The organism is Bacillus cereus group sp. Sample62 (assembly GCF_036851315.1).
Taxonomy (GTDB): Bacteria; Bacillota; Bacilli; order Bacillales; family Bacillaceae_G; genus Bacillus_A; species Bacillus_A wiedmannii.
The window spans coordinates 260998-283441 of record NZ_JAFLPK010000002.1; the positions used below are offsets into that span (position 1 = coordinate 260998).

Sequence of the window (22444 nt, forward strand, 5' to 3'; positions counted from 1 at the left end):
TATCTCACTCTCCGTAAGTTAAAATCGTACGAATGGATTCACCTTTGTGTAATAAGTCAAATGCCGCATTGATGTCTTTAAATTCTAAATGATGAGTAATAAATGAATCTAAATCAATATCACCATGCATATAATCTTCGACCATTTCTGGAAGTTCAGATCTTCCTTTAACTCCACCAAAGGCTGATCCACGCCATACTCGGCCCGTTACTAATTGGAATGGACGAGTATGGATTTCTTTACCAGCACCAGCTACTCCGATAATAATACTTTCGCCCCAACCTTTATGACATGCTTCAAGAGCGGATTTCATTACTTCAACATTACCAATACATTCGAAGCTATAATCCACGCCACCATCTGTCATTTCGACTATAACTTCTTGAATTGGGCGATCATAATCTGCAGGATTCACAAAATCAGTCGCTCCCATTTTTTTAGCGAGTTCCCATTTTTGGGGATTCAGGTCAACTGCAATAATTCGGCTTGCTTTTGCTTGAACCAATCCTTGAATAGCTGCTAATCCAATCGCTCCTAAACCAAATACAGCTGTTACAGCTCCTTCTTCAACTTTTGCAGTGTTGTGTACAGCACCAATACCTGTAGTCACACCACATCCTAATAAAGCAACTTTATCTAACGGAGCGTTTTCATCGATTTTCGCTAAGTTAATCTCATTAACAACTGTATATTCACTGAATGTACTAGTTCCCATGTAATGATAAAGGGGCTCTCCATTATAAGAGAAGCGAGTTGTTCCATCAGGCATTAAACCTTTACCTTGTGTTTCTCGTACAGCACTACATAGGTTTGTTTTACCAGAACGACAGAATTTACATTCTCCACATTCAGGTGTATATAGTGGAATAACATGATCCCCAGGTTTTACTGAAGTAACTTCATCACCTACTGAAACGACAACACCAGCACCTTCATGGCCTAATACAGCAGGAAATACTCCTTCTGGGTCGTCACCTGATAATGTAAAAGCATCTGTATGACAGACAGAAGTATATAGTATTTTTACTAATACCTCTTTTGCTTTTGGCTCTTCTACATCGATTTCTACGATTTGAAGTGGCTCCCCTGGCTTAAATGCAACAGCAGCTCTACTTTTCAATTGAATCCCTACTTTCTTTTTTTATTGTTTACACCACTAAGATTACACTTTATAATTTTAATTACAATACTGACAAATTTGTCACTATAAACATTTTTTTCGCGAGAGGAAGGTCAAAAATTATGGTTATTCATTATAAGGACAAGGAATTTTTCACTGGAAAAGATTTAGCTTTATCTGTGATAGGAGGGCGTTGGAAAATAGCAATTATATGGTGTTTGTTACAACGTTCGCCATTAAGATTAAGTGAAATACAAAAAAAGCTGCCTGAAGTTAATCAACGTATGTTGATTAGACAATTAAGAGAATTAGAAGACGATAAAATAATTACTCGATGTGTATACCCCGTAGTGCCTCCTAAGGTTGAGTATGAACTTAGTGAAATTGGTCATCAACTAGAGAATGTTGTAACAGCCATCTGTGATTGGGGAGATGACTTTAGTGATTTTGTAGAAAAAGATTCGGACGAACTTAGTTGAAGAAACAAGTAAATATCGATTCATTAAAAATAGTGCGTAATTGTATGACTTAATCCATAAATTTGCATACAAAAAACCGATAACTTTGCATCGAATGCTGTAAAGTCATACGTAACGACTAGTTAAGATAATTAACGAAAATATACGCTAAGTAAATTTCGACATAAAATGAGCCGAATTTCCTACTCTAAGGGGTCCCGCCACATGCCCATCAACTTAAGAATTTTCACTACCCCCAAGTGACAAAAAACGTTATTCTTTCTAAAAAGCTAGCTAGAAAGGGTGACATTTTTTATGAATCTTTCGATTCAAGATGAATTACAACTATTTTCTGAAGAACTGTATCGTCATTTAACCCCTTCTCTTTTGGAAGAACTCGCAAAAGAATTAGGTTTTGTAAAAAGAAAACGAAAGTTTTCTGGAAATGAATTAGCTACCATATGTATTTGGGTAAGTCAACGTACAGCGAGTGACTCGCTTGTTCGACTATGCAGTCAATTACATGCGGCCACAGGCACTCTTATGAGTCCAGAAGGACTCAATAAACGCTTTGATAAAAAAGCGGTTGAATTTTTGAAATATATTTTTTCGGCATTATGGAAAAGTAAAATCTGTGAAACATCGGCCATTTCAAGCGCGGCGCTCACGTATTTTCAACGAATTCGTATTTTAGATGCGACGATTTTCCAAGTACCAAAACATTTAGCCCATGTATATCCTGGATCAGGTGGTTGTGCACAAACAGCGGGTATCAAGATTCAATTAGAATATGACTTACATAGCGGACAGTTTCTAAACTTTCAGATAGGTCCAGGAAAAAATAATGATAAGACCTTTGGAACAGAATGCTTAGACACATTACGTCCAAGCGATTTATGTATCCGTGATTTAGGTTATTTTTCATTAGAAGACTTAGATCAAATGGATCAACGAGGTGCTTATTATATATCCAGATTAAAATTAAACCATACCGTGTATGTAAAAAATCCGTTTCCAGAATACTTTCGAAACGGAACCGTAAAAAAGCAATCACAGTATATCCAAGTTGATTTAGAACATATTATGAACAATTTAAAACCCGGTCAAACATACGAAATAAAAGAAGCTTACATTGGAAAGAATCAAAAACTATTCACACGTGTAATTATCTATCGTTTAACAGACAAACAGATACAGGAACGTAGAAAAAAACAAAGTTACACTGAAAGTAAAAAGGGTATTACATTTTCAGAAAAGAGTAAACGATTAACGGGTATCAACATATATGTCTCAAATACGCCTGAAGGAGTTGTTCCGATGGAACAAATACATGACTTTTACTCCCTTCGCTGGCAAATAGAAATTATTTTTAAAACGTGGAAATCCTTATTTCAAATTCATCATTGGCAAACTATCAAAAAAGAGCGATTAGAATGTCATGTGTATGGAAGACTTATTGCCATCTTTATCTGTTCTTCTACGATGTTTAAGATGCGTAAACTTCTTTTGCAAAAGAACAAAAGAGAATTAAGTGAATATAAAGCCATTGGGATGATTCAAGATCATGTATCGCTGTTATATCAAGCGATACAGAGAAACACCCAAAATCTAACAAAGATTTTAATCCGTTTGTTCGACCTCCTACAGAAGAATGGACGGAAATCTCATCGATATGAGAAGAAAACTATCTTTGATATTATGGGTGTTGTCTATGAGTATAATGGGTTTGGAAAACAAAAGAAAGCTGCATAATTTTTAAAATGAAACTCGTTAGAGTTTATTTGGTGTGTGTACTTTTCAATACCAAAAGTACATTACGTGTTTTTTAGTTTGTTTGAACGAAAGTTCATTTTGTTTTCGTTCTTAAGTTGATGGGCATGGGGTCCCGCCAACCAAATGACATAAAACCCACGTTAATAAATTTTATGGAAAATAAAAATCCGGTTTTCCTGTATTAAAAAATATTTTACAAAGAAAAAGCTGATTTCCTTATCTTAAAGAAAATCAGCTTTTGGCGTAGTTATTAATTTAGAGGTTGATGGGGTTCAGCCGAGATACGTGTAAAAACGGGGCATGAGCTGTAATATATTTCCATTGTTGGGTTTTTAGATAAAAATATCTACCTCATGATTAACAAAAAGCTGATTACCTATGCGCTATAAATGAACTGCCCCAATTGTTAAACAAAACCTAGCAATTGGGGCAGTTCATAGTTATCATTTGACTCTTCTAGTGACCTTCTCAAGTAAAGCACCCTTTGGTTGAATAAGATTTATTTATTCATTCCCATCAATCGCTTAATTGTTCTTATTTGGGGTACAGTCACATGCCCATCAACTTAAAAATATTAATTACCGTCAAGTGTAAAAAAACGGTATTTTTATTTGTTAGTTTGATGGACATTTTCACCTTTCAGATAGTCTCTTTTATTCTAATTTCTTTATTTCTTTCAGCTGTTCTATATCCTTTTCTGAAGCATTTTCTATTTTATACAGTTCATAGCTACCTTTTATTTCATTTATCACTGCAAATTCAATTTCATTCCGAACATAGCTTTTATTTTTTCCCTTTTTATAACCAATAACATTATCTAATATAGTTTCCCCACTATCTTTTTTATACAAATTATAGCTAACAGGTGGACGACCAATTACATACTTATTATCAGAAAATCCGACTATATCATCCCTCCCTAATCCTGCCGAAACACTCCAGACAAACATAATCTGAAATATAGAAAAAACAACAGTACCACATAAGAACAAAAATAGGATTAATTTAAAAAATAATTTTAAAAGTATCCTGCCCAAAAACATTCCCTCCCATTTCATCTCAGGCTAGCAAGAACAAAACGCGAATTTTTTAGATTATTGAACTCAATCCCCCGTTTGTTCCATAAGAAAAAGAGTTACCGCAGTAACCCTATTATTTATAATACACGTCACTAGGAAAAACTATGGATGAATTAATTCAATTTCCCACAATCTTTTAATCTCCACCAATTCCTGTCCATTAAATTCCATTCTGTATATATCTGGTTTTGATGTCTGTAGTAAAAAATTCAAACCATACTTACTATCATAATACCCCATCATCAAAGTCATAACAGCTCCATGGGTTCCTAATACTACTTTCTGTCCTCGATAGGTGTTTAATAATTCTTTTAAGACTTTTATAGCACGTTTCTGACAGTCGACATTAGACTCTCCCCCCGTTAAAGCAAAATCGGGTTCTAAAAATGACTTTGTTATCAAAGGGAATAATTCTTTATCTGACATTCGTTCCTCTTCAGCAATAAAAATTCTCTCTTTTAAGTCTTCAAATACTAAAACTTCTTGTCCTATTTGCTTCGCTAACTGCTGAACAGTTAGAATTGAACGATTGTATGGACTTGAGATAACAATGTCAATTCCCTCACCTTGTAATACATCTGTTATTCGTTGCACATCTAACTTTCCTTTTTCAGTTAATCCTCTTGTTTTTTCTTTTCCAGATTTCGGAGAATCCCCATGTCTCACCATATATATGAAAGTTTTCATAATTCCCTCCATTTTTCCAGGTTCCTTTACAATTCCTTTCTCATATTAGCATATATATCCAATTCAGTCCTTACGAAAATAAAAGAAAACTGCGAATTCTAAATAAATTCACGATATTTGTAAGAAAAACACGAAGTTTTCAATATCCTCTGGTATAAAAAAGCGTTATTCTTTCTAATCTAGCTTGTTTAGAAAGAATAACGCTTTTTGATGAATCTTTTGATTTATAGTGAATTCCAATTATTTGCTGAAGAATTATATGAAGATCTTACTCTTTCATTTCTGGAAAACTTCGCTAAAGAACTAGGGTTTGTACAACGGAATAGATAAAATTAATACACTCTTATGGATTGGTTCTATTGCTAAAGACTTATTTTCTCCTCTATTCAACCTTTTAATCAAATAATATAAATTTAAAATCACCTCTAGAGAAAATTAAGCACATACTAGCAAGCAAATTCTATTAGAAATGCTCCCAAAATAAATAGCATAAAGCTGCAAACATCTCCCTCTCTAAAAAACAGTGCATATTTACAGAAATGAACGCTTTTGTAATAAATAATTCCATTAATCCCCATAATCATCCACAATCACTTGAATGACACGATACGATTCTTCTGCCACTATCTTATTACTTGCCTTATTGGCATCATATGTAATTAACGCCTTCCAAAGTGCCCAACCTCTTGCTCTATTCCACGTTTCTTCATCTATTTGCAATACTTCTTTAAATACGTTTCTACTACTTTTATCAAAAAATGTCCATGCCATCGCTGCATCACAAGCCGGATCTCCTACTCCTAAAATACCAAAATCAATTACGGCACAAAGCTTTCCGTCCTTAACAAGTAGATTTCCTGGTGCAACATCTCCATGAACCCAAACTGATTTACGCTCCCACGTTGACTGAAGGGCTACATCCCAAAGATGCTTTAATACGGTTTCATCAAAAACGTCCTTATTATTTTCGATAGCATCTCTCGCCTCTTCATCATATACAGATATAAGCCCGCCTCGGTAAAAATTATGTGCTCCAGCTATTGGGCCGTTACTCGCATCAATGGATTGCAATTCTACTAAAAATGATCCTAAGTCCGCCGCAAATTCATGTAAATCACGAACATTTTGTTTCGTAACAGTATCTCCTTCTATCCACTTATTAATAGACCAAGGCCATGGATACTCTTCAGATGGATTTCCTTTCGCAACTGGTGCAGAAATCGGTAAAGAAAGCTCCTTACATAATATAGGTAGCCACTTATTTTCTTTCTCTACTTGCGGTGCATATGCCTCATCACTTGGTAATCTAACACTCATCTCATCCCCTAGATGAAACGTTCTATTATCATGTCCACTAAACTTTACAGGCTTCACCTCTAAATGTGCCCATTTAGGAAACTGTTCCCCTATCAATTTTTTAACTAACTCCGTATGAATTTGATTCATTCACTTACCCCCTTCTCTTTTGAAACTTACTAAGTCCATCTGTACTCCCAACATATTCAAAACCATTTTTCTTATAAAAATCATTCAACGTACGATTATGCCCAACACAATCTAGTTTTAAAAACTCTTTGTCATTTTGTACATTCTCTTCTACCCACTGTAAAATCCATTCTCCAATCCCATTCCCCTTATACTTCCGTTTCACCGCAAATCTATGAATATATAAAGAATCTGAAACTTCCTCCTTACCAAAAATACGCTCATCCCATTCATTTTGTTTAGGAGATACTGTAACCGTACCGACAATTTCATTTTCTTTCACAACAACATACGTATATTTCTCTTTTATACCTTCTAATATTTCAGCCGTAGCCTCTCCGCATAGCAGATACTGCCATTGATCCACTTCTTTATGTTGTAGCCACTCTGCTACTTCTTTTAATAGAGTGATGATGCTATCGCTTTCCTCTTCAGTAGCAGTTCGAATTGTATATTCTTTAACTGTATTTCTCTCCATATTGCTGTTCCCCTTTCAAAACTTACTTCTCTCTTTATTCATTTTCGTTTTATACATTATATACCAAAATTAACCACTACGCCTTCAAAGATATCTAACCTGTATTTCATCAAAAAAAACCGCTCACTACTAGTGAAACGGTTTTAATTCCTTCAACATTCACTTCGTCTTCACAAAATAATATAAAAACCACACCGCATGATTTTGTTCATCGGCAGCTATTCTGCGCAACAACTCTTTCAGATGTGCATCCGATGTTTCATCGGAAATTTCCAAATAATAATCTACCGTCTTCTGTTCATCTTGTATAGCGAATTCTAATCCTTGTAAGTACGTATTCGGGCATTCTTCTGTAATTTGTGGCTTTGGCTGCTGACCTGTTAAATTTGTATAGATTTGTACAAAATGATGAAAATGCTTTATTTCATCGTTACGAATTTCAAGAATTTGATTTCGTTCCGCCGCATTTGGAGCCATATTAGCTAATTTCGCATAGCAACTTATTGCACTAAATTCTCCATTAATTGCTTTCTCAATATCACGAATCAACTTATCATTTTGCCTATACCAATCATAATAATTCGAATTATCCATCGTATCCCCTCCATTATTCCGCATAACATTTTATGCAATTTGAAATAGCAGGAGCATGTATAAAATAAGGAACTGCAAATCCGAATTCTTCTATTCCCTTTAACCTATAAGTTAATAAAAAGATAAAAACGCTTCACTCCTAGTGAAACGTTTTTATCTCTTATGCATTTACTTCCGTTTTATGTTCCTTTACTACACGTTTGAATGCAGTCGCTAAAATAATCATCATACTTACTACGCCAATCCAAACGAGCACTGTTACAGGTGTACTCCAGCTTAAGTCTTTTCCGAAGAAGAATATTTCTCTAAGCCCTTCAATCATAAATCGCATAGGTAACCATGCATACACCCAGTCTTGGTAAAATGGCGACAACATTTCAGGCGCTAATGATAATAACGGTGCACCAAAGAATAGTAAGAGAGCAAATACACCAATTCCCTTTAATCCAACTAATGAAAGTACCGCCGATATCATTAAGAAGAAACTAAAGGACGTAATAGATAAAAACAGTGCCGTATCTGTGAAGTTCGTAATATTTAACCCTACCATACCATCCGCGATCCATGTAAGGCCAAATCCAATGACAAGTGTCGCAATAGCTCCTGTTATTATTTGTTTTAGTTTTAATAAGAAGTTTTCTTTTCTTGTACCTACTGGTATTTTACTTATCGCAATAAAAATAATTGCTGCGCTCGCTAAACTTGCAATCCATAACGGCTGGAATAAAGACATTGGCGAGTTACCGTTCGCACTATTTTTGCCGGTTTCATTTACGTTTGTCACTTTCTTTGCAATCGGTGTGACTACCTTTGAAACTTGGTCTGCTGTTAATGTAGCTCCTTTTGCTTTATATCCTTCTAATAATTGCGTGCGAACAGTGTTATTCATATTATCAACTACAGCATTTAACATTTGTCCTGCCATAGTTGAAGCTGCTGTATTCATTCCTTGATTTATGAATATTTCTACCTCTGGCGAAGATGGCTGTGGTGTTCGTAATAATGCCTGCTTTGTACTAAAATCTTTCGGAATGACTAATGCTGCGTAATACTCTTGATTATTTAATCCTTTTTGCACAGATTCTTTATTTTTTACTTCTACCCACTTTACCGCGGGTTCTTCCTCTGATTTTGATGTCTTTTTCATATTATCAACAATCGTTTGCCCCATATTCATCTTCGGTTGATTCGGGATTTCTACTCCTTGATCCTCATTTACGATTGCGATTGGCAAGTTTTTCGGCTGTGGTTGAACAGTTGGAAATAACGTTAATGAAAAAATAAAAACAACAAGTAGTGCAATAACTGGTGATAACAATAACAGTTTATTTTTAAACATTTTCTTTTCTCCTCCTATAATTTGATTTATAATAACCAACAACGTGTTGTTTATTTATATTTTGAATTATATGTTCGAGTTGAACCTTATACAATAATCAAAAATCGTGAATGTGTCGGTTATAAGACACATCCTTGAAATGTGTTGGCTAAAATGAAGGAGGACATACTTTGCGTGATAGTAATTTAGATTTACGTGTTGTTCGTACGAAAACTGCTATACGAAATGCATTTGTAGAATTAATTGAAGAAAAAGGTTTTGACGCCATTACAGTGAAAGATATTACAACGAAAGCAAACATTAATCGCGGTACTTTCTATGCGCACTATCAAGATAAATTTGATTTAATGACGAAATGCCAAGAAGACATTATGTATGAGTTTTCCAGCATTGCAAAACGGAAGTTTCCAGAAGTTATTGCTGACCTTGGATCAAATCCTTCCCCAACGATGCCGTTTATACTTATCACTTCTATTCTTGAATTTCTAAATGAAAATAGTGATTTTATGAAAGCTGTACTGAGCCCAAAAGGAGATTTATCTTTCCAAACAAAACTGAAAGACTTTATGTGGAAAACACTATTTGAAGATACGAATGGTGCTCTCATTAACAAGGAGAATTTACTTGTTCCAAGCCAATACTTAGCTTCTTATATGGCATCTGCCCATATTGGTGTTATTCAGCAATGGTTAAATAACGGACAAAAAGAAACACCTGAGGAAATTGCTCGCATTTTATCAACAATCGCCGTTCATGGACCTTTTTATGCGGCTGGTTTAAAGAAATGAGCCAGCTATATATGACAAAAGATCATCCACTATAATAGCGGATGATCTTTTGTTTCATTACAACACTTCAATATATCCTTCTGTTCCATGTACTCGAATTCGTTGCCCATCTTTTATTAATTTCGTAGCATTCTCCACACCGACAACTGCTGGTAAACCATATTCACGCGCAATCACTGCTCCGTGTGTCATAAGTCCACCAACTTCGGTAACTAACCCTTTTATAGACACAAATAACGGTGTCCAGCCTGGGTCAGTAAAAGCAGTAACTAATATATCTCCATCTTCTAAATTCGCATCTTCCATGTTTAAAATAACGCGTGCTCTTCCCTCTATAACACCGGAAGAAACCGGCAGACCAACAATCGCATCAACTGGAAGATTTTCTCGTTTATATTTACCTGTAATGATTTCCCCATCAGACGTCATTACACGCGGTGGCGTTAGTTTCTCATATAATTTGTACTCATTTTCTTGTTGATGAATAACCTTGTAATCTAGTTTATTCGTGCGAATAACTTCGTGAAGTTCTTCAAAAGTTAGATAGTATATATCATCGACTTCACGAATGACACCGCTCTGCACAAGTTGCTCAGCTTCTTTCAATAATGCCTGCTTATATATGAAATAACGATTAATCATGCCGTACTTTGGATATTCACGATAACCGATAAAATTACGTATATTTCGAATCATTCGCTTCGTTTCTTCTACCTTTTGTTTACCATCCGGCAAATGCTGCAATCGCTCCACTAACTCTTCTTCTTTTTTCAAAGCTTCCTGCAGTCCTTCTTCAAACTTCCGTTTACTAGCGCCAGCTTCAAAGTCTCTTATATTATTTAAAATCATTGGGATAATGGTTGTTGGCTTTTCACTCCAGCGCGTTTTCGTAATGTCGATTTCTCCGCTGCATCTCATTCCGTATTTATTTAGAAAAGTTAGAATGGCATCTCGAGCTTTTTCTCCGCCTTTAAATTGAACTAATTCATCTAAAAAGCTATCATCTTCTACATGTTGTAAATACGCAATAACTTCTGGGTACGGCCGAATCACATCTGCAACATCCAGTAATGCTAGCCCCATTTCAGACGTAATATTATTTTGTACGGATTGAGAAAGTGTGTCTGCTGCATTCTTTTCGCCTAGCCATTGCTCCATTTTTTCATTGATCCATGTTGAAGCATCCATACCTGCCATAATGACAGCCATACTTTGCGGATGAAATAATATTTTCTTTAATTGCTGCATGTCTCCCAAAATAAAATCAAGTACATCCACACCTGATTTCGTTTGCATGTTTCGTTTTAACTCTTCGATTGATGCTTGATTCATCTTTATTAAATCCGTAACGATCGCTGGATTGTTTTCGATTTCTGGTTGTGAGCTTGCAGGTGGTCCACTTTTACGAACGCTCTTTTCTTTTTCATCATCTGGTAACAATGTAATAAAATCATCTCGCTCGACTACAGTCGTTAATGCATCTTTAATAAGCGGTTCCGAATTCCCTATCATATTTAATAAAAGTTCTCTACTAGTAGGCGAAGCCAATCTTTGTGCAACATCAACAAACAACCTTCCTCCAGCTTGAAACCTCTGTCCAAAAGATGTTAACTGGAATAAAGACATTCCTAATGGCTTCAAAGGATCGGTCATCATTTGCTGGTGACCAACCGATACATATACATGATTTTCCTCATCATTTACTTCTGGTATTGGATATAAAGTCGTGATTGGGCGACTTTGGACAATATAAAATATATCATCCACTAAACACCATTCAATATCTTGCGGACAACCAAAATAAGCTTCAATCTGTCTTCCAATCTGTGCTAGTTGTAAAATTTGTTGTTCAGACAATGTTTGAATTTTTTGCTGAGTCCGATCAATCTGTTTCGTCTCTGTTCCACCCTCTTTTAAAGCATAAATAGCTATTTTTTTAGTCGCTATCATCGTTTCTATAACTTCGCCTTCTTTTACTTTATAATTATCGGCAGAGACCAATCCTGATACTAATGCCTCACCAAGTCCAAAACTGGCATCGATTGATACTACCTTTCGGTTAGAAGTAACCGGATCAGCAGTAAATAAAATGCCCGAAGCCTCAGGGAAAACCATTTTTTGAACGACAACACATATAGAAACTTGATTATGTTCAAAACCATTTTGCATGCGGTACATAACTGCTCGCTCTGTAAATAAAGAAGCCCAGCACTTTCTTACATGCTGCAAAATCGCTTCTTCTCCGATAATATTTAAATACGTATCTTGTTGACCAGCAAATGAGGCATACGGTAAATCTTCAGCCGTAGCACTAGAACGCACGGCATACGCATGTTCATTTCCAAAACGTGAGAGATAATGAGCTACCGCTTCCACTACATCAACTGGAATTTCCACTGCCATAATGGTTTCTCTAATTTGCTTGCTGATTTCACCAATTTGAGCTCGCTCTTCCATTTTCAACTTTGTTAGCTGCTGCAACAAAGTTTGAAGCTCTTCATTTTGCTCGACGGCTTTTTCATATCCTACCGTTGTCACACAAAATCCTTCTGGCACTTGTATCCCTTGAATTTTTGATAACTCACCTAAATTCAATCCTTTTCCACCAACGAGTGAAAGCTGCGTTTTTTCTATTTCCTGAAAATCGAGAACGAAAGAACTCATTTAACATCTCTCCTTACTAATCATGTGTTCTTGATTGTAACAGTAGTAAATGAGAATAAACAGTCTATTTCGAACGTGATTTACATGATATAATTAAGTTAGGAAGAAAGTAATAAGATGCCCCGCTTTTTAAAACTGGGGCATCTTATTTAATATCCATGTTCATCTTAAATATTTCTATTGTGTCAGCAGCTTTAATATATCCACCAGCATCTTTTAAAGTACATTTGATTTTATGACTATTTTCTAAGTATACATCATTATATAATACCTCCATTACTGTATTATATAATGTCGCTGGAGTAAGGTTTTTTAGATTTAATTGTATGCCAGCTTTTATATCTTCTATTCTTTGAGCCACTATCGGTTGATCTCCCATAACTGGTATAACGATCATAGGAACACCGAAATACAAACTTTCACTAGAACTATTCATTCCCCCATGTGTAATAAAAAGATTAGCCTGTTTCAAGACCTCTAGCTGAGGCACATAATTATAAACCTTGAAATTATGTGGAACATTTTTCAATTGGTTAATGTCAATATGTTTTCCTACAGATAATATGATAGTAGCAGGAAAATTTTTAAATGTTTCAAAACATGTATAATAAAAATCCATTTGTTGATTAAATACAGTTCCCATAGAAATATAAATAAGTTTCTCTTCTTCCTTTTGTTTAAAAGTAATTTCTTGCATATCTTTCCGTGATGTAATAGAGGGACCAACAAAAATATAAGAATCATCTAATTCCTCCACATCTGGTTGGAAGAATTCAGATGTATATACAAGAGTAATATTTCCAGCACACGTCATTACATTTTTCTTTTCATTCATAGAAAAACCATATACCTTTTGCCATTTTTCTAGAATACGCGTAACTTCTTGATAGGAAGGTGATGTTTTATCTCCTTCATTGTGATTGTTCATCAGGGCGTTAAATACCTTTTTAGTAACTGCAAATGTTGTACATGAAGAAATTCTAGGTACATTTAGTGCTTCAGCTATAATCCATCCTACTGCAAAATTGTTATCATATATTACATAATCATATTTTTCTTCTTCCAGCTCTTCTATAATAATCTTTATTATTTTGTCCATGGATTTTACCATATGCAATAATAGTTCAGAGGGATGTATTTTTCCATTCACCCTTTCCAACATGTCTACTTTTGCTAAAAAATTTTCATATGGACGAAACGAAGCTCCTGTTTTTTCAATTTTCCCCTTATACTCCTCTACACAATAGTAAACAACTTCTTCTCCTCTTTTTACTAATTCTTCAATAAGCGCAAGAGTTGGATTCACATGTCCTTCCCCTGGAAAATTAAACATCAGTACCTTTGCCATATGATAGTTCCTCCTCTAAAATTAAAATTCCCTATAATAAAGTGCGTTTCTCTCTTCATTTTAATAATGGATACTTGTGATAGTAAATGTAATAAACGAGTAAGAAACAAAGTCGATATACTATAAATTCTCCAAAGATGGATGCCTACAGTGGAGACTTTCTGAATTGTGACAGAAATAAGTTTGAATATGCACCCTATGTAAGTAAACAGAATGTGAAATACTAAAAGAAATGAATGAAATTGTATTTATAAAACGTCATCCACCAAAATGGATTTTCAAAATTAGGGAACTATAATGTTGTATTAACATATATTAAGGGGGATAAAAATTGGACAATGAAATGAATTACGGAAGTGATTACAAGTTTATTCCAGCAACTTCAATTGAAAGTGGTCATGGCATCAAAGTATTGTCTGATTTATTTTGTTACACGATTCAAATCGTCAACATATGTTTTGTTGGGAATCCGCATACCGATGATTTTGTTTTAGTTGATGCTGGAATGCCTAAATGTGCAAATGAAATTATCTCTGTTACCGAGAATCGATTTGGTACAAATAGCCGCCCAAAAGCAATTATTTTAACTCATGGGCATTTTGATCATGTTGGAGGAATAATTGAACTCATTAAGTATTGGGATGTTCCAGTCTATGCCCATGCAATGGAGATACCGTTTTTGACTGGACAACAAAGCTATCCTGAACCAGATCCATCAGTTGAAGGTGGTATGGTAGCGAAAATGTCTCCCCTATTCCCTAATGAACCGATTGATTTAGGAAATAGCGTAAAAGCACTACCTACCGATGGAACTGTTCCCCATATGCCAGAGTTTAGATGGATTCATACACCAGGGCATACTCCTGGGCATATTTCATTATTCCGAGAAAAAGACCGAACTTTAATTGCTGGGGATGCTTTTGTTACAGTGAAACAGGAATACTTATATAAAGTAATTACTCAGGAGCAGGAAATAAGCGGCCCCCCTCGTTATTTAACAACAGACTGGAAAGCCGCTAAAGAATCAGTCATTAAATTAGAAGAAGTAAAGCCTCTGGTCGCTATTACTGGACATGGGATACCAATGTCAGGTGAATTGCTATCAACAAGCCTCAAAACACTCGTTCAAGAATTTGATAAAATCGCTGTACCCGATTATGGAAAATATGTAGACAAAAAGATACATTAAGCATGAAAACGGAAAAAATTATTAAGTTTAATAAAGAAACACTGTACTTAGGCAACATCTGTATTATAAGAATGGAACTGCGCCTTGTGAATAAAACTCGATATTCCGAAAATACTATCTGTAGTATAAGCCTGCTTCTTACCCAGGTTGTACTTCTTATCATTAAAGGTTGATTAAAATGGGTTACGCTATATAGCATAACCCGTTTTTAATGAAATCTTTTATTTCATATACGTTTTAACAATGGAGGAAAATGATGAAACATATTGTTGCTTTATTAATTAAATACACAGCGATAACTGCAGTATTACTTACCGTACTCGGTATCTTTCAAGGCATTTCCATTCCTAGAGTATTACTCATTTCTCTTTTCCCAACAGGAGCTTCCTATTTAATCGGCGACCTCTTCATTTTGCCTAAATACGGAAATACGATTGCTACAATGACAGATTTCGGATTAATCTTCTTCGGAATTTGGCTTTTAACACCCTTATTTACTAATTTAGATGCTACTCGTAATATCGGACTTTCTTCATTTATAGCCACATTAATTATTGGCGGAATAGAGGTTTTCTTCCACATTTATATGAAGAGATTAGTACTGCGTAATGACGATGCATTAAGAAATCACAACCATATTCATCATGATAAGTATGCTATGGAGATGTCAGATGAATATATAGATTCTTCCACAATCAATACATCCAAATTTAAGGATACATCTAAAAAATAAAAAAGTGGCTAATGCCACTTTTTTATTTTTGTTTATTAAGCTTGGTCAGAATTTCTTACATGTAACGGAGGTGGAACTACCCACCCTTTTTTCTTACTTAAACGCAGCAAAGTTACACCTGCTTGCGCTTTTTTCATATGAAATTGTCCGAATAGCATCCCTACATCTTCTCGAAGACATTTTCCCATCACTTGACTACATGTCACAAGCCCAGCTGCTAATCCTGTAGAAACAGCTGCTGCTATTTCAGCATCATTAATACGCGCTCCTGGAGGAATGTCTTCGATAGATGCAACTGGTCGTTCTGGAGGAGCAGGCGGTAATGCTACGCCATTAACCTTTAAAAGAGTTTTTAACTCTTCTATTTCCGAGTTCATATCATTTTCAATTAAGCTTTCTAAAAACTTCTTCAAATCTTCGTCACCTGTGTGATTCATAAACACTTGATGACTTGCGATTCCACCTTGTGCTGCTAGAAGATAACTCCAAATATCAAATACTTCTCCGTAATGTAACGGTTCATTTTGAGGATTGCCACTTAAAATACCCATTTTTAAATTCCTCCCTTTCGAAAATATCATAATAAATATTGATTTCAATATTGAAATCAAATTTTTAAGTATGCTTTTTCCTGCAAAAGATTTTCTACTATGCATGGAAAACACCTTTCCAACACTGCGTGTTTATTGTTTAGGAAAGTAGTTTACAAATAAAATACTCAAAGATTATGAAAGAAGATTATCAATAATCTTTGAGTGAGAATCCATTTACTATAAGGGTTTGTTTTTATACATATACAAAAGAAATTGATTTACATATCTGCTATATTGTATGCCAATTTACTTAGCGGTTAGCTCTACCACCAAGTTGTTGTTCAGCCATTGCTACTAAACGCTTTGTAATTTCACCACCAACAGATCCGTTTGAACGAGCTGTTGTATCTGCACCAAGTTGTACACCAAACTCTTGTGCAATTTCATATTTCATTTGATCAAGAGCCTGTTCAGCGCCTCGAACTAACAATTCATTACGACTTCCACTATTATTGTTTGCCATATCGTTTCACCTCCAATGTTTTTAATATGCTACAAATTATGAAATAATAATTATCCTTTTTATGGGAGTTAGATTATGTATAAATATTGAGTTTCTTCTTAAAATAGGGCAAAAGATATAAGAAAGAAGAGCTACTATAACGTACTTTCATAACAACAATATGTATAAATTCCTCTTTACTAAAGATTTCTTTGCCAAGAGATACATATAAATTATGAAAAATGATTCCTTAAGGAGATATGAGATGAAAGCTGTAACCTATCAAGGGCCAAACCAAGTACAAGTTAAACAGGTGGATGATGCAAAGTTAGAGAAAAAAGATGATATTATTGTAAAAATTACTTCAACCGCTATTTGCGGTTCTGATTTACATTTATATCAAGGTAACATGCCGTTACCTCCAGGATACATTATTGGTCATGAGCCAATGGGAATTGTTGAAGAAGTCGGCCCAGATGTTACTAAAGTAAAAAAAGGAGATCGTGTTGTTATTCCCTTTAACGTTGCTTGTGGACATTGTTTTTATTGCCAGCATGAAATGGAAAGCCAATGTGATAACTCCAATCCTCATTATGATTCTGGTGGATACTTTGGTTATACAGAGAAATTTGGTAACCATCCAGGCGGACAAGCAGAATATTTAAAAGTTCCTTTTGGAAATTTCACTCCATTTGTTATACCGGAATCATGCGAACTTGAAGATGAATCCCTACTATTTTTATCAGATGTTTTACCAACAGCCTATTGGAGTGTAATAAACGCAGGCGTTAAGCCAGGTGATACTGTTATCGTCCTAGGTTGTGGACCTGTTGGATTAATGACACAAAAATTTGCTTGGATGCAAGGTGCTAAACGTGTAATTGCAGTGGATTACTTAGATTATCGGATGAATTATGCAAAAAAGATTAACAATGTTGAGGTATTTGAGTTTACAAAATTCCCCGATATGGGAGAACATTTAAAGGAAATTACACATGGTGGTGCCGATGTAGTCATTGATTGCGTGGGGATGGATGGAAAAAAATCGCCTCTAGAATTTCTGGAACAAAAATTGAAATTACAAGGCGGAACTCTCGGCCCTATTCAAATAGCTACGAAAGCCGTAAGAAAATATGGAACGGTTCAAATGACCGGCGTTTATGGTGGTAATTATAATGCATTTCCACTCGGGGCATTTTGGGTTAGAAATATTAATTTGAAAATGGGACAAGCACCTGTCATTCATTTTATGCCGGAACTATTTGAAAAAATAACAAATAATGAATTTGATCCAAAAGAGATTATTACACACAAAATTCCCCTTGAAGATGCAACCTACGGTTATCAAATTTTTAATAATCGTGAAGATGATTGTATAAAAGTCATTTTGAAGCCTTGAAGATACAATTCATTATTCTTAGTGCAAAGATAAGATTACACTCCGTAATCTTATCTTTTTTATTAAATTCTAAATAGCTATTCCCCCATTTTCATCTCACATCGAAAATAGTTATTTCAAGCATTTTAAGGTAACGATTTATTGGTAAAAAAAAAAAAAAAAAAAAAAAAAAAAAAAAAAATGAATTTAAGTATTAAGTAACCAACTAGCGGACACGATAACAATGTTAACTAACTTAAAAAGAGGTGTACTTCATGTTTTATTATAAAGAAGAAATAATTAATATGATTAAGCCGGATAAACCAGACCCAGCTGCTGCAAAAGTTTTACAAGAAATATTAGGCGGGCATTATGGTGAAATGCGTACAATGATGCAATATTTCTTCCAAAGTTCAAATTTTAGAGGTAAAGAGAAGCAATATCGTGATTTACTTCGAGGTGTTTTTTTAGAGGAAATAAGCCACGTAGAACTTGTACAACATACAATTAATCAACTATTAACTGGATCTGGTGAACCTACGCCAGGAAATGCTGGTATTGATAAAGCACCGCTTGATGAAGCAGTTAAACATGCAAACCCCCATCACTTTATTGTAGGTGCTCAAAGTTCATTGCCTGTTGATGCAGCTGGAAATCCGTGGAATGGATCTTGGGTATATAGTCATGGAAACTTAATTAGCGATTTACTGGATAATGTCGTACTTGAGTCTACAGGCGTACTTCAAAAGACTAGAATTTATGAAATGAGTTCTAATCAAACATTTAGAGAAACTCTTGCATTTTTAATTGTACGTGATAATGCACATCAAAATGCTTTTGCAAAAGCTTTAGAGACATTAGGGGTTGAATGGGGGAAACTCTTCCCTGTGCCGAACTATGATATTAATAAATATCCAGAGTGTAGAAAATATGTGGACATGGGATTCCATAATGCACAATTTAATTTCAGCTTAGATCCAACAAGAATGGAAGAAATATTCCAAGGTGAATCACCAAGTAGAAACAAAGGAACATTAACAGTAACTGACCCGCCAAAAGGTTTTCCTGTACCAGAGCTTCCTGAAATACCAAATGAGCATAGTCCCGGATTAAAAGATATGGATCTTTAAGATCATTATGGCCAACTATTTATTAATGGTTGGTCATAGTTCTTTATAAAGATTCATGTAAGCTTGTTGTTAATATGATAGGATGTTTTAATAAATCCTCTTTATTTAAAAGTGATGTTGATCATATTTCTGTTCCTCTTAATTTTGTTTCTATGAACCATTAGACGCTACTGTATACTTACTTATAACCTCCCTACCTCTATTCACATATAACATCCCTATATTGTAAAAAAGAGGAGGGGCTTGCCCCCCTCTTCTTTTAATTTTTCTTTAAAAGAGTTGCTCCTGCAATCCCTGGGTGTGTCATTTCGAATGGATCTAGAATTAACTCTAAGTCTTCTTGTGACAATACACCATTTTTCACACAAAGTTCTCGAACGGATTGCCCAGTCGCGATTGCTTCTTTCGCAACGCGAGCTGCTGCTTCATAACCGATATGAGGGTTCACGGCTGTAATAATTCCTACACTCTTCTCAACATACTCTTTTAAGCGATCTTCATTCGCTTCAATTCCTTTTAAGCAATTATCTGTAAAGGCACGGAAACCGTTATTCATAATGCTAATTGATTGAAGTAAGTTGAAAACAAGTACTGGTTCCATAACGTTTAATTCTAATTGTCCTGCTTCTGAAGCAAGGCAAATTGTATGGTCGTTACCAATTACTTGGAACGCAATTTGATTAATTACTTCTGGCATAACAGGATTTACTTTCCCTGGCATAATTGATGAACCTGGTTGACGAGCTGGTAGCATAATTTCCGCTAAGCCAACACGTGGACCTGATGCCATTAAGCGAAGGTCATTCGCAATTTTAGACATGTTCATCATACATACTTTAAGTGCTGCAGATACTTCAGTATAAGCATCCGTATTTTGCGTCGCATCTACTAAGTCTTCTGCACCAACAAGTGGTAGTTCACTAATTGCAGCTAAATGTTTTACAACTGCTTCAATATATTCTGGATCTGCATTTAAGCCTGTACCAACTGCAGTTGCTCCCATGTTCACTTCATATAAGTGTTGACGTGATTGCTGAATTCGTTTCATATCACGTTCAAGTACACGAGAGTACGCTTTAAATTCTTGTCCAAGACGAATTGGCACAGCGTCTTGTAAATGTGTACGACCCATTTTAATAACATGGTCAAACTGCTCTGCTTTTAATTCAAATACATCGTGCATATAACCCATCGTTTGTAATAAACCTTCTAATGCGTTTAATGTAGCGATATGAATCGCCGTTGGGAATGCATCGTTTGTTGATTGCGCCATGTTTACATGGCTATTTGGACTAATATAATGATAGTCTCCCTTTTCCATTCCTAATAATTCAAGAGCACGGTTGGCAATGACTTCATTTGCATTCATGTTCATTGAAGTACCTGCTCCGCCTTGGATTGGATCTACGATAAAATGATCATGCCATTTTCTATCAAGAATTTCTTGAGCAGCTTCTGCGATCGCGCCGCCCTTGTTCAATTCCAATCTTCCTACATCTGTATTCGCAAGCGCTGCTGCTTTTTTTACAATTGCGAACGCTCTAATTGGGGTACCGCCACATGCCCATCAACTTAAGAATTTTCACTACCCCCAAGTGACAAAAAACGTTATTCTTTCTAAAAAGCTAGCTAGAAAGGGTGACATTTTTTATGAATCTTTCGATTCAAGATGAATTACAACTATTTTCTGAAGAACTGTATCGTCATTTAACCCCTTCTCTTTTGGAAGAACTCGCAAAAGAATTAGGTTTTGTAAAAAGAAAACGAAAGTTTTCTGGAAATGAATTAGCTACCATATGTATTTGGGTAAGTCAACGTACAGCGAGTGACTCGCTTGTTCGACTATGCAGTCAATTACATGCGGCCACAGGCACTCTTATGAGTCCAGAAGGACTCAATAAACGCTTTGATAAAAAAGCGGTTGAATTTTTGAAATATATTTTTTCGGCATTATGGAAAAGTAAAATCTGTGAAACATCGGCCATTTCAAGCGCGGCGCTCACGTATTTTCAACGAATTCGTATTTTAGATGCGACGATTTTCCAAGTACCAAAACATTTAGCCCATGTATATCCTGGATCAGGTGGTTGTGCACAAACAGCGGGTATCAAGATTCAATTAGAATATGACTTACATAGCGGACAGTTTCTAAACTTTCAGATAGGTCCAGGAAAAAATAATGATAAGACCTTTGGAACAGAATGCTTAGACACATTACGTCCAAGCGATTTATGTATCCGTGATTTAGGTTATTTTTCATTAGAAGACTTAGATCAAATGGATCAACGAGGTGCTTATTATATATCCAGATTAAAATTAAACCATACCGTGTATGTAAAAAATCCGTTTCCAGAATACTTTCGAAACGGAACCGTAAAAAAGCAATCACAGTATATCCAAGTTGATTTAGAACATATTATGAACAATTTAAAACCCGGTCAAACATACGAAATAAAAGAAGCTTACATTGGAAAGAATCAAAAACTATTCACACGTGTAATTATCTATCGTTTAACAGACAAACAGATACAGGAACGTAGAAAAAAACAAAGTTACACTGAAAGTAAAAAGGGTATTACATTTTCAGAAAAGAGTAAACGATTAACGGGTATCAACATATATGTCTCAAATACGCCTGAAGGAGTTGTTCCGATGGAACAAATACATGACTTTTACTCCCTTCGCTGGCAAATAGAAATTATTTTTAAAACGTGGAAATCCTTATTTCAAATTCATCATTGGCAAACTATCAAAAAAGAGCGATTAGAATGTCATGTGTATGGAAGACTTATTGCCATCTTTATCTGTTCTTCTACGATGTTTAAGATGCGTAAACTTCTTTTGCAAAAGAACAAAAGAGAATTAAGTGAATATAAAGCCATTGGGATGATTCAAGATCATGTATCGCTGTTATATCAAGCGATACAGAGAAACACCCAAAATCTAACAAAGATTTTAATCCGTTTGTTCGACCTCCTACAGAAGAATGGACGGAAATCTCATCGATATGAGAAGAAAACTATCTTTGATATTATGGGTGTTGTCTATGAGTATAATGGGTTTGGAAAACAAAAGAAAGCTGCATAATTTTTAAAATGAAACTCGTTAGAGTTTATTTGGTGTGTGTACTTTTCAATACCAAAAGTACATTACGTGTTTTTTAGTT

19 protein-coding genes and 1 pseudogene are annotated in these 22444 nt (G+C 35.2%); 8 read left to right on the forward strand and 12 right to left on the reverse strand.

Going from position 1 to position 22444, the window contains the following annotated elements:
• Positions 1 to 4: 4 nt before the first annotated feature.
• Entirely contained in the window at positions 5 to 1120 is a 1116-nt protein-coding gene (locus J0835_RS28270; RefSeq protein ID WP_000842153.1) for an S-(hydroxymethyl)glutathione dehydrogenase/class III alcohol dehydrogenase, read from the reverse strand.
• Between the two features lie 122 nt (positions 1121 to 1242).
• Here J0835_RS28270 and J0835_RS28275 point away from each other — a divergent pair, with 122 nt between their 5' ends.
• Together J0835_RS28275 and J0835_RS28280 are read left to right on the forward strand one after the other, a co-directional pair.
• Positions 1243 to 1599: a winged helix-turn-helix transcriptional regulator gene (locus J0835_RS28275; protein ID WP_000234699.1), complete on the forward strand. Its 357-nt coding sequence runs from the start codon at positions 1243 to 1245 to the stop codon at positions 1597 to 1599.
• Positions 1600 to 1893: 294 nt separating this feature from the next.
• A complete protein-coding gene (locus J0835_RS28280; protein WP_001053964.1) occupies positions 1894 to 3330 on the forward strand; it encodes an IS4 family transposase in 1437 nt (478 codons plus the stop codon).
• Between the two features lie 674 nt (positions 3331 to 4004).
• On the opposite strand, the gene J0835_RS28285 is transcribed toward J0835_RS28280, so the two are convergent.
• The 6 genes from J0835_RS28285 to J0835_RS28310 form a co-directional block, all read right to left on the reverse strand.
• Positions 4005 to 4388 (reverse strand): hypothetical protein, encoded by a 384-nt coding sequence (locus J0835_RS28285; protein WP_140384233.1) that lies wholly within the window; start codon positions 4386 to 4388, stop codon positions 4005 to 4007.
• A 144-nt stretch (positions 4389 to 4532) separates the two neighbouring features.
• Complete coding sequence (locus tag J0835_RS28290) at positions 4533 to 5117, reverse strand: histidine phosphatase family protein (RefSeq protein WP_000846744.1); 585 nt, start codon at positions 5115 to 5117, stop codon at positions 4533 to 4535.
• Positions 5118 to 5684: 567 nt separating this feature from the next.
• On the reverse strand, positions 5685 to 6563 hold the full coding sequence (locus J0835_RS28295) for an aminoglycoside phosphotransferase family protein (protein ID WP_088053649.1): 879 nt from the start codon (positions 6561 to 6563) through the stop codon (positions 5685 to 5687).
• Positions 6564 to 6567: 4 nt separating this feature from the next.
• Complete coding sequence (locus tag J0835_RS28300; RefSeq protein WP_000440849.1) at positions 6568 to 7080, reverse strand: GNAT family N-acetyltransferase; 513 nt, start codon at positions 7078 to 7080, stop codon at positions 6568 to 6570.
• Positions 7081 to 7239: 159 nt separating this feature from the next.
• Entirely contained in the window at positions 7240 to 7674 is a 435-nt protein-coding gene (locus J0835_RS28305) for a ferritin-like domain-containing protein (protein ID WP_088027672.1), read from the reverse strand.
• A gap of 160 nt (positions 7675 to 7834) precedes the next feature.
• Positions 7835 to 9052 (reverse strand): YhgE/Pip domain-containing protein, encoded by a 1218-nt coding sequence (locus J0835_RS28310; RefSeq protein ID WP_140384185.1) that lies wholly within the window; start codon positions 9050 to 9052, stop codon positions 7835 to 7837.
• Between the two features lie 131 nt (positions 9053 to 9183).
• Between J0835_RS28310 and J0835_RS28315 the strand changes: the two genes are divergently transcribed.
• The gene (locus J0835_RS28315) at positions 9184 to 9801 is read left to right on the forward strand and encodes a TetR/AcrR family transcriptional regulator (protein ID WP_001205681.1); all 618 of its coding nucleotides are present in this window, start codon (positions 9184 to 9186) and stop codon (positions 9799 to 9801) included.
• 57 nt (positions 9802 to 9858) lie between these two features.
• On the opposite strand, the gene ppsA is transcribed toward J0835_RS28315, so the two are convergent.
• Entirely contained in the window at positions 9859 to 12465 is a 2607-nt protein-coding gene (gene ppsA, locus J0835_RS28320; RefSeq protein ID WP_088053650.1) for a phosphoenolpyruvate synthase, read from the reverse strand.
• 145 nt (positions 12466 to 12610) lie between these two features.
• Entirely contained in the window at positions 12611 to 13813 is a 1203-nt protein-coding gene (locus J0835_RS28325) for a macrolide family glycosyltransferase (RefSeq protein WP_001151408.1), read from the reverse strand.
• Between the two features lie 331 nt (positions 13814 to 14144).
• Between J0835_RS28325 and J0835_RS28330 the strand changes: the two genes are divergently transcribed.
• Together J0835_RS28330 and J0835_RS28335 are read left to right on the forward strand one after the other, a co-directional pair.
• The gene (locus tag J0835_RS28330) at positions 14145 to 15002 is read left to right on the forward strand and encodes an MBL fold metallo-hydrolase (RefSeq protein ID WP_000368290.1); all 858 of its coding nucleotides are present in this window, start codon (positions 14145 to 14147) and stop codon (positions 15000 to 15002) included.
• Positions 15003 to 15258: 256 nt separating this feature from the next.
• Positions 15259 to 15735, forward strand: coding sequence for a YndM family protein (locus J0835_RS28335; RefSeq protein WP_140384195.1), 477 nt, complete (start codon positions 15259 to 15261; stop codon positions 15733 to 15735).
• Between the two features lie 35 nt (positions 15736 to 15770).
• Here J0835_RS28335 and J0835_RS28340 read toward each other — a convergent pair whose 3' ends face one another.
• Both J0835_RS28340 and sasP read right to left on the reverse strand, forming a co-directional pair.
• Complete coding sequence (locus tag J0835_RS28340) at positions 15771 to 16286, reverse strand: DUF3231 family protein (RefSeq protein WP_000512140.1); 516 nt, start codon at positions 16284 to 16286, stop codon at positions 15771 to 15773.
• A gap of 292 nt (positions 16287 to 16578) precedes the next feature.
• The gene (gene sasP, locus J0835_RS28345; RefSeq protein ID WP_000002841.1) at positions 16579 to 16791 is read right to left on the reverse strand and encodes a small acid-soluble spore protein, SasP family; all 213 of its coding nucleotides are present in this window, start codon (positions 16789 to 16791) and stop codon (positions 16579 to 16581) included.
• Positions 16792 to 17035: 244 nt separating this feature from the next.
• Here sasP and J0835_RS28350 point away from each other — a divergent pair, with 244 nt between their 5' ends.
• Both J0835_RS28350 and J0835_RS28355 read left to right on the forward strand, forming a co-directional pair.
• A complete protein-coding gene (locus tag J0835_RS28350) occupies positions 17036 to 18169 on the forward strand; it encodes a zinc-dependent alcohol dehydrogenase (RefSeq protein WP_088030125.1) in 1134 nt (377 codons plus the stop codon).
• 254 nt (positions 18170 to 18423) lie between these two features.
• Positions 18424 to 19278: a manganese catalase family protein gene (locus J0835_RS28355; RefSeq protein ID WP_088028766.1), complete on the forward strand. Its 855-nt coding sequence runs from the start codon at positions 18424 to 18426 to the stop codon at positions 19276 to 19278.
• A gap of 259 nt (positions 19279 to 19537) precedes the next feature.
• On the opposite strand, the pseudogene aspA reads toward J0835_RS28355, so the two are convergent.
• Positions 19538 to 20824: pseudogene (gene aspA / locus J0835_RS28360) on the reverse strand (aspartate ammonia-lyase); the annotation flags it as partial.
• Positions 20825 to 20928: 104 nt separating this feature from the next.
• Between aspA and J0835_RS28365 the strand changes: the two are divergent.
• Positions 20929 to 22365, forward strand: coding sequence for an IS4 family transposase (locus tag J0835_RS28365; protein ID WP_001053964.1), 1437 nt, complete (start codon positions 20929 to 20931; stop codon positions 22363 to 22365).
• Positions 22366 to 22444 lie beyond the last annotated feature (79 nt).